Origin of the sequence: Nostoc sp. (genome assembly GCF_036917555.1) — a bacterium.
Taxonomy (GTDB): domain Bacteria; phylum Cyanobacteriota; class Cyanobacteriia; order Cyanobacteriales; family Nostocaceae; genus Nostoc.
This window is the reverse complement of sequence record NZ_JBALDD010000072.1, coordinates 1-15,935: the sequence shown is the minus strand read 5'-3', so window position 1 is coordinate 15,935 and position 15,935 is coordinate 1. Positions and strand designations below refer to the sequence as shown.

General features: G+C 39.1%; 13 protein-coding genes. 7 read left to right on the top strand and 6 right to left on the bottom strand.

Annotation, left to right across the window (positions count from 1 at the left end):
- Positions 1-28: 28 nt before the first annotated feature.
- The 4 genes from V7K60_RS27975 to V7K60_RS27960 all read right to left on the bottom strand — a co-directional run bounded on the left by V7K60_RS27975 (position 29) and on the right by V7K60_RS27960 (position 4,609).
- A complete protein-coding gene (locus V7K60_RS27975; protein WP_334930413.1) occupies positions 29-709 on the bottom strand; it encodes a hypothetical protein in 681 nt (226 codons plus the stop codon).
- Positions 710-1,146: 437 nt separating this feature from the next.
- The gene (locus V7K60_RS27970) at positions 1,147-1,608 is read right to left on the bottom strand and encodes a hypothetical protein (RefSeq protein ID WP_334930411.1); all 462 of its coding nucleotides are present in this window, start codon (positions 1,606-1,608) and stop codon (positions 1,147-1,149) included.
- A 27-nt stretch (positions 1,609-1,635) separates the two neighbouring features.
- Entirely contained in the window at positions 1,636-3,474 is a 1,839-nt protein-coding gene (locus V7K60_RS27965) for a bifunctional serine/threonine-protein kinase/formylglycine-generating enzyme family protein (protein WP_334930410.1), read from the bottom strand.
- A 325-nt stretch (positions 3,475-3,799) separates the two neighbouring features.
- Positions 3,800-4,609 (bottom strand): ABC transporter permease, encoded by an 810-nt coding sequence (locus V7K60_RS27960; protein ID WP_334930408.1) that lies wholly within the window; start codon positions 4,607-4,609, stop codon positions 3,800-3,802.
- A 773-nt stretch (positions 4,610-5,382) separates the two neighbouring features.
- Between V7K60_RS27960 and V7K60_RS27955 the strand changes: the two genes are divergently transcribed.
- Entirely contained in the window at positions 5,383-6,468 is a 1,086-nt protein-coding gene (locus tag V7K60_RS27955; RefSeq protein ID WP_334930477.1) for a glycosyltransferase family 4 protein, read from the top strand.
- Between the two features lie 84 nt (positions 6,469-6,552).
- Here V7K60_RS27955 and V7K60_RS27950 read toward each other — a convergent pair whose 3' ends face one another.
- Complete coding sequence (locus V7K60_RS27950) at positions 6,553-8,184, bottom strand: phospholipase D-like domain-containing protein (protein ID WP_334930406.1); 1,632 nt, start codon at positions 8,182-8,184, stop codon at positions 6,553-6,555.
- A 217-nt stretch (positions 8,185-8,401) separates the two neighbouring features.
- Here V7K60_RS27950 and V7K60_RS27945 point away from each other — a divergent pair, with 217 nt between their 5' ends.
- The 6 genes from V7K60_RS27945 to V7K60_RS27920 all read left to right on the top strand — a co-directional run bounded on the left by V7K60_RS27945 (position 8,402) and on the right by V7K60_RS27920 (position 14,708).
- Positions 8,402-9,571 (top strand): cysteine desulfurase family protein, encoded by a 1,170-nt coding sequence (locus V7K60_RS27945; RefSeq protein ID WP_334930405.1) that lies wholly within the window; start codon positions 8,402-8,404, stop codon positions 9,569-9,571.
- Positions 9,572-9,639: 68 nt separating this feature from the next.
- Positions 9,640-12,228, top strand: a complete 2,589-nt coding sequence (locus tag V7K60_RS27940) for a hypothetical protein (protein WP_334930403.1) — start codon at positions 9,640-9,642, stop codon at positions 12,226-12,228.
- 42 nt (positions 12,229-12,270) lie between these two features.
- Positions 12,271-12,498 (top strand): antitoxin, encoded by a 228-nt coding sequence (locus V7K60_RS27935; RefSeq protein ID WP_334930401.1) that lies wholly within the window; start codon positions 12,271-12,273, stop codon positions 12,496-12,498.
- Positions 12,499-12,900, top strand: a complete 402-nt coding sequence (gene vapC, locus V7K60_RS27930) for a type II toxin-antitoxin system tRNA(fMet)-specific endonuclease VapC (protein WP_334930399.1) — start codon at positions 12,499-12,501, stop codon at positions 12,898-12,900.
- A gap of 89 nt (positions 12,901-12,989) precedes the next feature.
- Positions 12,990-13,931 carry a ribokinase gene (gene rbsK, locus V7K60_RS27925; RefSeq protein WP_334930398.1) on the top strand — a complete coding sequence of 314 codons (942 nt, stop codon included), beginning with the start codon at positions 12,990-12,992 and terminating at the stop codon, positions 13,929-13,931.
- 135 nt (positions 13,932-14,066) lie between these two features.
- Positions 14,067-14,708, top strand: a complete 642-nt coding sequence (locus V7K60_RS27920) for a transaldolase family protein (protein WP_334930396.1) — start codon at positions 14,067-14,069, stop codon at positions 14,706-14,708.
- Positions 14,709-14,740: 32 nt separating this feature from the next.
- Here the strand turns inward: V7K60_RS27920 and V7K60_RS27915 are convergent, their stop codons facing one another.
- Positions 14,741-15,655: a LysR family transcriptional regulator gene (locus tag V7K60_RS27915; RefSeq protein ID WP_334930394.1), complete on the bottom strand. Its 915-nt coding sequence runs from the start codon at positions 15,653-15,655 to the stop codon at positions 14,741-14,743.
- Positions 15,656-15,935: the final 280 nt, after the last annotated feature.

Sequence of the window (15,935 nt, the reverse complement as noted above, 5' to 3'; positions counted from 1 at the left end):
AACTTTTGGTTGGCTATGCTTCAAAATATCAGGTGCATTTAATTTTTTGAGTATAAAATCTGGCTGCTAAAAGAACCGCACCTGCTACTAAAGTTGCTAGCACACTATCAGGTTCAGGGACAGCAGCAACTTGAGCATCAATTCGTGCAGTTCCAGCAAACAAACCGGACAATTCAGGGTTGTCTAATATATCAGCAAACTCTGGAGAAATCAACAATTGAACATCAGGGATGGTTAAATTTTGGCCATCAAATGCCACAAGTCCCGGACTGCTCAAATCAAACAAAATTGTATTTAAAGAAAATGTGTCTCTTAAAACAAGTCCGCTGGCACCTGTGACAGTACGTCCTGGAGCAAAACCAATTGAAAAATCACCAACAGTAATTTGATTGTTGAATGTAACAGTACCAGTATGCTCGATTGTACCTGAGAGCGGAGTAAAACCGTCCTCGTCACTGAACGTGAAGTTAGTAAGTGAGTCGATGTTCCAGCCAACTAAATAATTCCTGGGAATTGGTGCAACTGCCTGATTAGTGCCTGTCAAGGTTAACCCAATACTACTAAGAATCTTATCATGATCGCGATCGATGCTGGTGACTCCAGATATCACTTTAAAAGTTGCAGCTTCTACCTGTATGGGTGCTATTGAAATAAAAGCTGCTGTTGTACAACCAAGAATCCCTGCAAACTGAAAAAAACGCATATACATATATATTTCTGATGATCTTCGTAGTTTATTTTATCTAATAAAACGTCCTTTATTAATCTATAAACTCAAAACTTACCGCTAAAAAACTATTCTTAAAAATTAAGATTATGTAAACATACAGTTAATAACAAAATGTAAACCATACAGTTACAAATACAAACTTAAGTAAGTAGGTACAAATAAAAGTTACTAGTTAGAATGAAGCGTAAAGTATAAGGTATAAAGCATAAGGGTATAAGATGAAAAAAATATAGTTACGTTTAATTATGTCCAATGCCAATTATTTAGGAGCCAATTTAAAAGTCCCTCTCCCAATCTTGGGAGAGGGATTTAGGGTGAAAACTCATTGATTCATGTAAAAAGTCTAATTAGGTATTCGCATACTCTAGCTGAGAACCAAAGAAAGCTGATTTATTCTCGCCGATTTACTTATTAATTCACAGACTTGTTCTAATCCACCAGCTTATTTTATCCAAATTAGGATCTATTTCCTGCCAGAAACTTGCTGATGAGTCTGTTTCTCTTGTTTCTGCGAGTATTTTATTTATACTGTCGAAGTTTTTTTGAATCAACTGCTTATCTAGTTTAGGAATATCTAATTTCAGATACTTCAGACGGTTGGGTAACTCTACTTTCTCTTTTGTCGGCAAGTGGTGAATCCGATCAACTTGTTCTATAATTTTGTCTATTGATGCAATAACTTCTTGCAGACTGGGCTTTTTAGTTTTTAATTGTAAATCTTTTTCTTCAAAGGCTTCTTCTTGATTACCTAACTTTACTAAGACTATTTTAACAAAGAAAATATTGTAATCTACCTCACTAACTTCACCCACTTGCTGATGATATTTTCCACTTTTATTTATAAGTACTATGTCACCTTTCTCAATTCTATTGTTCATAATTTATACAACCTTGTAATTAAATTACTAAATAATCTCCTCTACAGAAAATACTACTCTAAAGCCACAAACCCTCAGTCCACCGTCTGACTCATTCCAGCTACGACTGGCGCTGCGACAAAGTTCTGCACTGAAACTCCAAGAACCACCGCGTAGCACCCGGCGATTTATATCGCCGCCAACTTCCCAAGCTGTTCCATCTAAGGGTGCGTCGTTGTAATTGTTATGCCACGAATCAGCACACCATTCCCAAACTAACCCGTGCATATCGTACAATCCAAAAACATTGGCAACTTCAAAACTACCGACGTTTGTTGTTTCTTTACGGAATTTGCTTTTTGGTTCGATAGTGCAGCTGACTAACTCAGGAGTAATAGTTTCGCCAAAATGGAATGAGGTTGTAGTTCCAGCCCGACAAGCATATTCCCATTCCGCTTCACTCGGTAAACGATAGTCGCGTCCAGTTTTTTCTGATAGCCTGAGACAGAATTCTACAGCCTCATACCAAGATACATTTTCTACTGGTCTGTCTAAACCTTTGAATTTTGATGGATGGGGATTTAAAGCTTGTTTGACTTTGGGTAAAGCTGCTACTACTCTCCACTGTGCTTGAGTTACAGGAAATTTCCCCATAAAAAATGGTTCAACGGTAACTTGATGTCGTGGACGTTCGTCAGCATCTCCTTCAAACTCTGGTGAACCCATCATGTAACTACCACTAGGAATTGATACCATTTCTAATGTGATAGACTTACCTAATTCTTCAGCAAAGAAGTTTGCATTACAGTTTATGCGGTTTACTTCTCTACCACCTGTGTCTACTGTCACTACGTCAAATTCAAAGGTTTCTAATGGGGGTAATGGTACAATTACTTTTTGTGGTAGCGGCGGTAATATAGGTTGAGGCATCGAAACAATTTTTAAGGCAACAGGTTCAATGTTCGATGTGGCAAACTTTACATCGTTGATGACTTCTACTGCTGTTTGATACCTTTCACTCGGTAGATGCTTGAGTAATTTATCTAAGATTTTCCCTAAGTCGTCGCTGATAGTAATGCCTTTTTTCTGTAAACGTTCGTGCCACAACCATTTAGCATTCATGGCATCATAAATAGGGTCATTAATCTGTCCAGAAGCATCCTGCAAAGGCAAACATTGAGTTAAAAGACGCACACAAGTTACGCCCAAAGCATACAAATCACTGCCGTGACAAGCAAACCCAGCCATTTGTTCTGTTGGGGCATAGCCAAGGGTATAAATTACCGTAGCTTGTCTTCCTATACTGGTTTGTGTCACCTGTTTAGCACCGCCAAAGTCAATTAAGACGGGTTTTTCATCACTTGCACGGCGGATAATATTTTCTGGTTTGATATCCCGATGAATGACGTTATGGGTATGAATGAATTCCAGAACTGGCAATAAATCAGCTAAAAGTTCCCAAATTTGTTGTTCGCCATAAATTTGTTGCTGAACTTCTTGTAAGAGAGTTTTTCCTTGAATAAATTCTTGTACGAGATACAAGCTAGTACCTTGTTCAAAATAAGCTAGTAATCTGGGAATTTGGGTATGATTTTCTCCCAGTTCATACAACCGAAAAGCCTCTTCTTTGAAAAATTCTGCGGCTTTAGTACGTTGTCCTGTTCCCTGAAACTGCGGGAAAAATTGCTTGATGACGCAAGGGGCATTTAGTCTGTCTACATCTTCTGTAGCATAAGTTCTACTAAATCCACCTTCACCTAAGAGTCTTAATACGCGGTAACGGTTTCTGAGAAGTTTGCCAAAGTTACTTTGTCCGCAACTCACGCAAAATCTATTGCTATCAGAGTTGAATGGATTTGAGCAATTGGGATTTTGGCAGATTTGCATAATGAGGGGGAAATAGCATCTTCTCCAAAGTTAGCCCCAATGTTATCTAATTGAAAACAGTTATGTAGAGAAGCGAACACGGAAGTTTATTCATGTGCTTAAAACTATCTTTCACACGAGGGCATAAGGATGAATAAATTATATTTATTTACTTATCTATACTATGACGTTGTGTTAGCAGAAAGTACGGTACATTGCCATAATATTCAGGCGTTAGGCTTGCCGTAATGCACCCTAAATTTTAATATAGCTGTTGTTCACTATCTAAAAAAGTTCACGAAGAACGAAATCACCTACCTATAACTTTTATTGGCAATTGTGACTCTTATTTAAAAGTTTTATTTTCTCCAGAAACGCGAATTAATTCAGCTACAAGGGCAACGATCGCAGATACTGAAATTAACATGACACTCAGCGCATTAATATCAGGTTTAACTCCGGTTCTAATCCGGCTAAAAATTTCCATTGGCAGGGTGTTAGAACCGCTACCAGCAGTAAAACTGGCAATGAGAAAGTCATCTAAGCTGAGGACAAAAGCCAAGAGACAACCAGCGACAATCCCAGGCATTAATTGAGGTAACAATACTTTAATGAAAGCTTGGGTTGGTGTAGCACCTAAATCTAGTGCTGCTTCTTCTAAGTGGGGATCTAAATTAGTCAGGCGGGAAGCAACCACAAGTCCGACGTATGCCAGACAAAACACGACATGGGCTGCAACTATCGTCCACAAACTCAAAGGTATTGCAAAGGCTGCTAGACATACTAGGGTAGCCACTGCGATCGCAATATCGGGAATAATCAATGGTAGGTAAGCAATACCACGATACAATTTCTTACCAGGAAATTCGTAACGCGCCAACCCAACCGCCATCAAGGTTCCCAGCACTGCTGAAATTGCCACGGCACAACCTGCAACTATCATACTGTTTTGCAAAGCCGATAAGATGCGATCGTCACTGAACAACTTGCAATACCAATCGAAAGTGAATCCTTGCCAAGTTGCACTGTAGGGCGACTGATTGAAGCTATAAAAGCCAAGTACCAGTATGGGCAGGTACATGAACACAAACATCAGCACTGAGAAAACCGCCTGCCATGAGACACGCGGTTTTTTGAGAGATGGAGAGATATTCACGTTTATATATGATTTTTATTGATAGGAATATAAAATATCACATTTAATGTAATAAGTCAATGATTTAACTATCTTCTCTCTCTTTTGACTAGTGGAGAATCCAATAGTATCTCAATTAATCAGACAAGCAGCTTGAACAACTGGTTATAAGGTAGATAAACTTTCACCTATACTAGACATCTGGTGTAGCAGTGCTACGTCTCTACAAGGGTTCTGGATAACGCATATTTAATTTCTAAAAATGTCTAATAGTTAATTGTTACCTTTAAGAACTTGGATAGAACTTATCAGAAAAATTGCTGCTTCTGATTTCCAACTACCTACTTTACCAAAATCTGTCCTTTGGGCTACTCTAAATTATTCTTGAGAGTACGGAAAGCCGCCCAAAAAGTGACTACACGATTTATTATTTAATTAACTTTTGTAAATTAGATAATTGACAGGCAATAGTAGAGTTTTTGTGCCTATTATCAGCATTTAATTTAAAATTTGACGATTTTAGTGAATTACTCTTTGTCAAAAACATCTATATTTAACATTCAATAAGCTACCAAAAATTAATCAAATAGAATATATTTACCTCTTTAGGAGTGGGTAATTTCCGTACTAGGATAGACAAAGAATATAGAAGTAACAGCATAAGATTTGAAAGAGATTGTTAATAAGTTTAGTATCTGAAGTTACTTTCTGATGTAAAGTGAATCAATTACCAGCACTAAAACAACAGAAATAAAAAACTTCTAATTCAAGTTTTATTTTTTAGGAGGTTTATGATGCGAATTGCTCAAATAGCTCCACTCTGGGAAAGAGTTCCACCCCCAGCTTATGGTGGTGTAGAATTAGTAGTGGGGTTACTGACCGATGAATTAGTCCGACGCGGACACGAAGTAACTTTATTTGCATCGGGAGATTCTATTAGTCTGGGAACATTAACGTCAGTTCATCCCCATGCCCTCAGACTCGATTCTACTATCAAAGATTACGGCATTTACGAGATGCTGAATCTAGCTTCGGTTTATGAACGCGCAGAAGAGTTTGATATTATTCACTCCCATATCGGGCATGGGGCACTGGCTTACGCGAATCTCGTCAAAACCCCTACAGTTCACACGTTGCATGGTACTTTTAACCCTGACAACGAAAAGATGTTTAGTTTTGGTAAAAAGCAACCCTACGTCAATATTTCCAATGCACAACGAGAACCAAGGTTAGGGTTGAACTCTATAGCAACAGTTTACAACGGAATTGATGTTAGCAGTTATGAGTTTCATTCCCAACCAGAAGATCCTCCTTACTTAGCGTTTTTGGGTAGGATATCTCCAGAGAAGGGAGCGCACTTAGCCATAGAAATCGCCAAAGAAACTGGTTGGCATTTAAAAATGGCAGGTAAAATAGATGTCGTTGATGTGGAATACTTTGAGAAGGAAATTAAACCACATATTGACGGAGAGCAAATTGAGTATCTGGGTGAAGCCAACCATGCTCAAAAAAATGCTCTGATGGGTGGTGCAGTAGCAACTCTGTTTCCAATCACTTGGCGGGAACCATTTGGATTGGTAATGGTAGAGTCAATGGCTTCGGGTACACCAGTAATTGCGATAAAATTGGGGTCTACTGAAGAGGTAATTTCCCACGGCAAGACGGGTTTCCTCTGCAATAATATTCAAGAGTGCATCAGTGCAATTGATCGCGCCATCGAGTTAGACCGTTATGCTTGTCGTCAGTATGTCGAAAATCTTTTCAGTGTTAAGCACATGACTGATGGCTATGAGGCAGTTTATCAACAAATAATAGCAGAACGATTTTCTCAGAATGGGCATTTCCGCAGTTTGGTTGATTTAGCTAGCGATCGCGTTTAAATACCGCATTTGTGTAATCTTACATCTTTTTAACTAAGTAGAATACAAACTATCATAATCATAGGGTAACACAGCTGTGCTACCCTACCAAATTACGCGATTATCCCATTTTTCTACAGTTCTAGCACTCACTCCTGAAACTCGTTCTAAGTCTTGTAAAGATGTAAATTTTTGCTGTTGACGACTAAGAATTATTCGCTGTGCTAACTTATTACCTACGCCAGGAAGAGTTACTAATTCTTCTAAACTGGCGGTGTTAATATTTACTTTTTGAATTGCTTGTAACTCAGTTGATGAAGAAGTTTTTATTTGAGGACACCGTGTTTGTTCTAATTTAATTTTTTCTTGAATTGCTGGTGGTAAGCCTGGTTTAACTTTGGTATAAAGACGAGCAAATTCTCGCACATAATGGGCAGCAACTATCGGATTTTCAATCACCACAAGTGTCTCGTCGTTACCATTATTGGCAGCATCTGACCAATTATGAGAACCTGTAATTACTGTTTGGCTATCAATAACACCAAATTTGTGATGCAATAAATCGCCTTTGGGTAACACAGGTACACCTACGGTAGTAATTGGATTTGACCAAGGATGGTTGTCAACTTCATATTTACATTTGTTACTCAGAGAAACCCCCATCATATCTAAGGCTTCGCTATAAGGACGATAAATAAATTGTGGTTCAATTAAAGCGCGAATTTGTACACTTTGTTGATGGCGTTTTTCTAAAATATTGGCAAGAGGCTGTTCAGAAAAGACAAATAATGCCATATCAATAGACTTGCTTGCTGAATCCAAAGTTTTACCAATTAAACCATTACTACTGTTATTCCAAGGTTGAGTTGGAGAAGTAGGCGAAAATTGCACTGTAATTTGGGTGTTACCTAAAGTTATTTGTTTAGGTAAACGTATCGGCTTTTGCAAACCAAATCGACTATCTGCTTGACCTCCCGGGCCATCTCCCCATAAGATATTAAACTCTTCTGTAAATAAAGCAGCTAATTCTGGGCTGTCAATCTGCAATAAATTATTGGCATTGCCTAAACTGCTGGAATTTGTAAAATCACCAGAAGTATCACTTAATGTAAAATTAGCTGAAGTGATAATTACGAGGCGATTGTCCACAATTACAAATTTATGATGCATCAAGCTGCTACCCGCTGAACCATCTGCTCGATCGTCTAGCCAGGGAATTTTGGCATTCTGCAAAATCATCAAAGCATCTCTTTGATTGATTTCCGTTGGACTAAGTTGATTATCGTGGTTAATATCGATAAATTGGCGAAATTCGTTGTAGCGTTCTTGTTCTCTTTTATCTAACTTACCTACTTCAGCAGATGTTAAGCTACTCCAAGGTCGGCTATAGATATTTTCTAAAATTATCCTGACTTTTACCCCAGCTTTTTGTCTATCAACCAATGCTTGGGCAACTTTGGGTAAACGTAATTCTTGCACCGCTACATCTACTGTAGATTTAGCATTCGTAATAGCATCCACAATCTGTTTTTCTAAATCATCCCCCAGGCGAGTTTGCTGACGGTAAGCTTCTTGGTATTCTGAAGACTCAGAATGGTTAAAGTAAACTTGAATTAACGGGTCTTGTGGTAAGGGTGCTGGACGCTGATTGTAGGATTGGACTCGTTGACAACCAGCGAGAGAGAATGTCAGTAAAAAGATATATAAAAAATATCTTTGTCTAGAGATAAGTTGCACTGTAATCTGTTAAAAGTGGATTGAGAGTGGATATATTTATCATTCCCAAAATTTTGTGTTCTGAATTAAGTAGAGAAATAAGTTTTCAAGTAAAGGGAAAAATCCACTATTAGATGTAGAATTACAGATATTTTTTTCAGGATTTGTCCACTAAAACTGTATATGCTGACAAATCCGCAGTCTATCACTAACGTGTGTTCTCACCATTATCGGTTATATGCAAATTTATCTAGATTACAGCGCCACTACTCCGACTCGAAAAGAAGCGATCGCAGTTATGCAAACAATCCTCACTCAACAGTGGGGCAATCCTTCCAGCTTACATGAGTGGGGACAACGGGCGGCAACGGTTGTAGAACAAGCCAGAGTCCAAGTTGCTGGTTTAATTAACGCCGCTACCCCTGAATCGATCGTTTTTACCTCTGGTGGCACTGAGGCAGATAATTTAGCGATTATGGGTGTGGCTCGGTTGTATGCTGTACCTCAACATCTAATTATTTCCAGCGTAGAACATTCCGCAATTTCTGAGACAGTAGGGTTGTTAGAAATGTGGGGTTGGGAAGTTACACGCTTGTCTGTAGATATTAAAGGCAGAGTCAACCCCTTAGATTTAAAGGCGGCGTTGCGACATAACACAACCTTAGTTTCTATAATTTACGGTCAAAGTGAAGTAGGAACTGTGCAACCAATAGAGGAACTGTGTAAAATTGTGCGATCGCATGGGGCTTTGTTCCACACAGATGCAGTGCAAGTTGCAGGACGCTTACCCATAGATGTGCAACAACTACCTGTAGACTTACTTAGCCTTTCCAGTCATAAAATATATGGCCCACAAGGTGCAGGGGCGTTGTACGTGCGTCCTGGTGTGGATTTGATGCCTTTACTAGGTGGTGGTGGACAAGAAATGGGACTGCGTTCTGGTACGCAAGCAGTACCGATAATTGCCGGATTTGGTGTCGCAGCAGAATTAGCAGCCGAAGAATTAGCTACAGAAACACCACGGTTAATTCAGTTACGCGATCGCGCCTTTGCCCAATTAGCTGAAATTCCTGGTTTAATTGTTACAGGGGATGGCTGCGATCGCTTGCCTCACCATGTGAGTATGTGCTTAGAAAACGCTGATGGCAAAAAACTCAGTGGTAAAGCCTTAGTACGGCAGCTAAATCTTGCAGGTATCGGCATCAGTGCTGGTGCTGCCTGTCATAGTGGTAAACTTAGCCCTAGCCCGATATTGTTAGCGATGGGTTATTCCGAAAAAGCTGCTTTGGGGGGAATTCGCATCACATTGGGACGTGATACGATTGAAGCTGATATAGATTGGACAGTGATGGTATTGAAGCAAGTTTTGCATAGGCTAACACCGGATTTATCTTTAGTTAAGCGTTAAATTCAATGTGACAAATCGCATACCTGTGGGAATACTAGCCGTATAAACTAGCTAAACACAGGTGCGCGATGAGAGAAATTGGGGTGGTGAAGTCATTTAAAGAAGTTGGCAAAATTAAATGGTTTGGTGGTTTCAACAATCAAACAGGTCAAATAAATGATTATGGATTTGTAGAATGTCAGGGAAAAGGTGATATATGGGTGCATAGAGTAGAAATTTATTGTTCAGAGTCTGATTTAAAAGAAGGAACACTAGTAAAGTTTGAGTTAAGAAGATATGGGAACGGATATAGAGCAAGCAATTTGCACTTACTTAATTTAAGTGAAGAAAAGGATTCCGATATCATTGAATGCTGCATTAATCATAGCGATCCTAAATTTTGTGCGTTGGCATTTTGGGCATATCTCAATAATAACTCCATCGAAGAAGCTGTTTCTTTAGCCGATAAAAAGTTAAATATTTTTCTCGCTTGGCAAAAGAATCGTTTTTTAGATTACGTGCCAGAGACTATTCTGATGCACTATAAAGCTCGAAATATTCGACAATTATTGCCATATAATAAGCAGTTAAAATTATGCTTACAGCTTTTACCTGATGATTTAAGTACAGAAATAGATGCTGCTTTGCGAGAGGAAGTATTTAATATTATCTCAAATATTCAAAATGAAAATTTGGAAAAATGTGATAAAATAATCGGCAAATTATATAAATTGTATGTTGATTATCCAGAAGATCGTAAGCGCCTCAAGATAAAATTACACGTAAAATGCTTGGTTGAACTGATTAGCAATATAGAAAGTATTTCTATTAGAGACATATTATTATCTGAATTGCGAGAGCTTTTAGTGCATTCAAAATTAGGTATTTCCTGGATAAGTATACCTGATTATATTATTCTGGAACAACAAATTTGGCCTATAGCGCCAGGAGATAGACGTATTGATATTCTTGTAAGTCAAATCAGTAATCAACAAGCTTTAAATTATCAAGATCATATTTTTAAAATTGCAGAGATACTTGAAGGTTCAGCAGAAAAAGATATCACAAAACTAATTTCTATATTTCGACACAAGAATTTGGTTAAATCTAACGACGCAATTTTAAAATTTTTACCTGCTGTTGAACAAATTACTATTCTGAGAGCAAGGCTTAATAATAGTGTTATTGAAAACACTAATACTATATACCATATTGCAAAAACTCTTGCTAAAACTCCAAACAATGAACGTCAAAATTTGCTGTCTCAACTGCCAGATAGCGTTAAAAGATGGGATGAAATATTAGAGTTTTTATCGCCAGAAGAAAAAATATTAATACTATTATCAAAGCTGAAAGTAGAATGTCAATTAGAAAATCAAGATATCATCCAAAAAATTGGTAATGTGATTAATTCTGTTTCCAATGAAGAACGTATAATATTAATTGACAAACTTCCAGAAGGAGTAAGATACAAAGAACCAATCCTTAAAATATTCCATTTTTTGCTCCCAGAAGATCAAATACGATTAGTGTGGAGTTTTATAACAGATGGCTCCTTATTTATTTGGCATTATTTGTCAAGAGAAGCAAAAATACTATGTGTTTATCGCCTAGCAAAAGAAAATACCAATATTTCTCTATTTCTTACTGAGTTTAAACGTATTCATAACACTAGTCCAGAAAATGATGATTTGATAAGATGTGTCCTGAAAATACTATGGGCTAAGGAACATCCAAATCGAAGCAATGAAGTTTTCCAGGAAGTACACGAATTATTAACAAGTTATGTAATTCAATATGCTAAAAATTCTCCTGAGCCTATAAATCTTGATCCGTTATTGCCTTACTGCAAACCTACAGAGGTGAAAGTTAAATACTGTGAAGGGAAACTATGGGAGAGAGAAGAAATTCAAACAACAGGTGAGGCTAAAAGAGTAACTAGTGCTTATTGCCCGCGTGCAAGAAATAGCTGTAACTTATTTCAACCAAACAGAAGCTCAAATTCAAATTTTGGTTTGTATGGAGCGCGTTTATCTGCTGAATGTTCACAAGATTGGAAAAACTGGTCTTTACTAGAACTTTTTAAAGCAGTAGATATTGTGCCATCTCTACCTGATTTGAGAAGACGGGAGGATTACTTACCAAAACTATCAGGGTGGATTAATCGCATTAACGAAATTCGCTCAAGGCTCAAGTGTTCTGTATGTGAAGATATAATGCCGCATAATATAGAATATTCTCAATTTAGTACTAGATTCAGGGTTACAGTTTTTTCTTGCAAACATGGAGAAGGTCATGACCATAATATTTATTTGAACGAATGCTGGGGATGCAGTGAAATAATTGATAGTAGAGAGAGCAGATACCAGTCACCAAAAAATAACTATTACATCTGTATTCACTGTGGAAGTGGAACACAAGACAGCAATACTTATACTCAAGGCGATATTTGCCCAAAATGCGGCACGATAGGAATGGAAGTTAGTCCGAATAACAAGCGTTACCGTAAGTGTCATTCCTGTAATCACTCAATAAAACTACCTGAAGAGAGAAAAATAACTGGTTCCGAATGTCCTCAGTGTGGAACACAAGGGATGATGCTGATAGTTAATCAAAAGAATGAGCAAATTCGCCTGTGCCGTTCTGATTCCTGTAGATATTCAATATCAGCAACATAACCCATGTTTTGGTTTCTGTATTAATAATCCTTAAACACCACCATGAACACTGCTAAACTCACCACTGATGGCACTCACCAAATCGTCATTTTGCCCGAAGACTTTCAACTTACTGGTACTGAAGTTTATATCAAAAAAATTGGTAACGCCATTGTCCTGATTGCCAAAGACAACCCTTGGGAATCCCTCATTGAGAGTCTAGACAATTTTTCTGATGACTTCATGACTACCAGAGATCAGCCACTCCTCGACACCAGAGAAACCTTTTAAATGCGATACCTGCTTGATACCAACATCTGTATTTACCTCATCAAGCAAAAACCCCAAAAAGTACTGGATAAATTCCAAACCCTTAGCATTTCTGATGTTGGTATCTCCTCCATCACCGTTGCCGAACTCGAATATGGAGTTGCTAAAAGCCAACAGCAAGAGAAAAACCGCATCGCCCTAATGCAATTTCTGCTACCTCTAGAAATTGTCGAATTCAATCAATCATCTGCAACGATTTACGGCAGCATCAGAAGTGATCTCGAAAGTAGAGGACTTATTATTGGTGCAATGGATATGCTCATTGCTTCTCATGCACTGAGTTTAGGAGTTACCCTAGTCAGCAATAATGTGCGAGAGTTTTCTCGTATTCCTACGCTCCTATTAGAAAACTGGGTTGAGTAGTTGTCAATATGCGAGATGTGATGATATTGCGTTACTGGCATCCTGTAATATCAATCAAAATAAGTTTAAGCTCAATAAAAATCAGCATCATGAGTATTATCGTCTTCGGCAGCATCAATATAGACTTAGTAGCAACAACACCCCGGTTGCCAGTTGCAGGAGAAACGTTGCTAGGAGAAGAATTTTTTAAAGTTTCGGGAGGGAAAGGAGCCAATCAAGCCGTAGCATTAGCAAAATTAGGCATTCCTACCCAGATTGTGGGGCGTGTAGGTGCAGACGATTTTGGTAAGGAACTTGTTAACAATTTGCAAGCATCTGGTGTACAGACTGATAACATTTTTGTGGATGAAACTGTTAGTTCTGGAGTCGCTATTATCACCGTGAGTCATACTGGTGAAAATCAAATCGTCGTTATTCCTGGTGCAAATGAGCGCGTCAATCAAGAAGATGTAGAGCGATTATCCCACTTTTTACCAGAAGCTACAGCACTACTTTTACAACTAGAAATTCCTATTACTGCCGTGGTTACTGCTGCTAAAGCCGCAAAAGGTGCAAATATAAAAGTAATTTTTGACCCCGCACCCGCACAATCTAATTTACCAGATGAACTGTATCCATTGGTAGACATTATCACACCGAATGAAGTTGAAGCAGCGCAGTTGGTTGGTTTTCCTGTAAATGGAGAAGAACAAGCAGCTAAAGCCGCTGCGATTTTATTGCAACGAGGTGTGAAATGTGCGATCGTCAAACTAGGTGCTAAGGGTGTTTTTTGTGCCACTGCTGAAGATAAGTTTTTTGTACCTGCGTTTTCAGTTCATGCAGTTGACACAGTAGCCGCAGGCGATGCTTTCAATGGTGGTTTAGCGGCGGCGCTTTTTGAAGGACTTTCCTTACATCAAGCAGTTGTTTGGGGTGCAGCAGCAGGTGCTTTGACAGCGACAAAACCAGGCGCACAAACTTCGCTACCGGATAGGTTTACATTTGATGCATTTCTTCAGGAAAGGGGAATGAATAGTGGTTTTCAAGGGTAGGTATTTAAAAAAGTATAGATAAACAGGTAAAATACTTATCTGATCGGGATCAGCAGAAATATCAGTGCAAAGCTTCTAGACGATGTATGGTGTGTAGCAGGAGAAATGCAGGTAGGAAAAAGTGAGGAATTAAGTATGGCACTATATCTAGACTCAGCGATCGCATCGGAAGCTGAAGTTGTTAAGCTTTGGGGATGGGTAAAAGGTATTACAACGAATCCCACACTGTTATCTCAAAGCAATACTCCACCAGAAACCACGCTCAAAAAATTGGTTGCCTTGACAAATGGCCCGTTATACTATCAACTTATAGCATCTGATAAAGCTGGGATGCTAGCTGAAGGTAGGAAAGCTTTCGAGATTATTGGTTCACAAACGATTTTGAAGATTCCCGCAACACCGTTGGGGTTTGAAGTGGTGGCGAGTCTATCGCCAGAGATTACCTGTTCGGTGACAGCGATTTATAGTGCAGCCCAGGCAGCAGTAGCACGAGAAGCAGGAGCTAAAATTGCCATAGCTTATGTAAATCGCGCTACCCGATTGTTAGCTGATGGTATTGCTTTAGTGCGGGATATGGCTAGCGTACTTAAAGGTAGTGATACGGAAATCTTGGCAGCTAGTATCAAATCTCCTGAAGAAGCAGCCGCATCGTTGCAAGCCGGGGCGGATCATTTAACTTTACCACTGGCAATGTTGCAAGCGATCGCAACTCATGAATTCTCACAAAAAACTGTTGAAGAATTCGCTAAAGGAGGCATCGGTTTAACTAATTCGTAATTCGTAATTCGTAATTCGTAATTCGTATGTATTCAATAAGTGAATTTAGCTAAACTGTAAAAATCAAATTTACTCAACATCTCCAAAAAGGTGAATACCGCAGGTACTTGCAGAGTATTAGATAAAATTGCCGTTGCAATTACTCTTTCGAGTGGTGCAGGTAAACTGTATACCTGCACCTTTGGGGGAATGGGTACAGCTGCTAAACGAGACATAATAGCTGCTCTCAGTCCTTGATTCACCATGCTAACGACTGTAGAATCTTCTTGAATGTCGGTAGCAATATTGATTGGAATTGCGAAAGTCTTCAGGTGGTTGTGAAGAATGCGTCCACAGGGTGTACAAGGAAGCAAAACCGGCGGATAGGCTGCGATGTCTTCCCAAGTAATTTTTGCACTACTAATTTTGGTATCTGGTGGTAGTAAAGCTACATACTCATCCCGAAAAATTTCCCAGGTTTCAAATTTTTCACCAGTTGGCAGACAGGTAATACCAATATCGGCACGTCCATCATGCAAACACTGCTCTACATCCGTGAAAGCAGCACACTCTATGATTGTGACAGCAATTTCTGGGAATTGATTGTGAAATTGGGCGTAGGCGTAGCCCGCCGTAGGCATCGCTTTTGGTAATAGATGAGTAGCGACGCTCCGAAAAGCCGCAATTCGCACATGACCACCGTGTAAACCTTTATGCAAGTTTGCTTCGTGTTGCATCATCTCTAGATGCCGCATTGCTTGACGCGCATGATACAAAATGCGCTCTCCAGCAGGTGTCAGGACAGCACCGTGACGACCTCTAGCAAATAATGGCACACCTAATTCTTCTTCTAGGGTGGCAATGGCATGACTAATCGCAGGTTGGGAAAGCTGCAATTCTAAGGCTGCCTCACTAAAGTTACCACGATCTGCGACTGCAACTATGGCTCGGAGTTGGGAGAGTTTCATAGGCAATTGATGAGAACAAGGGTATACACATCCTGACTTTATTGTGGCAAAAAGGTTGTATTATAGCGCTTCTCGTTTGCGTGAGGTACACCCGTAGGGGCACGGCACTACCCATTGGTGTCAACTTAAGCAAAAAGGATGCAGAAGATGTAATCTAAGAACATCTTGATTGATGTTCTTAGTGATACATCATGAGTAAAAAACGTCCAGCCAGAATTGGAAACCCAGACCTGCGGCAGCAAAAACATTTACCAGCACCACCGATTGAGGAAATCGAGAA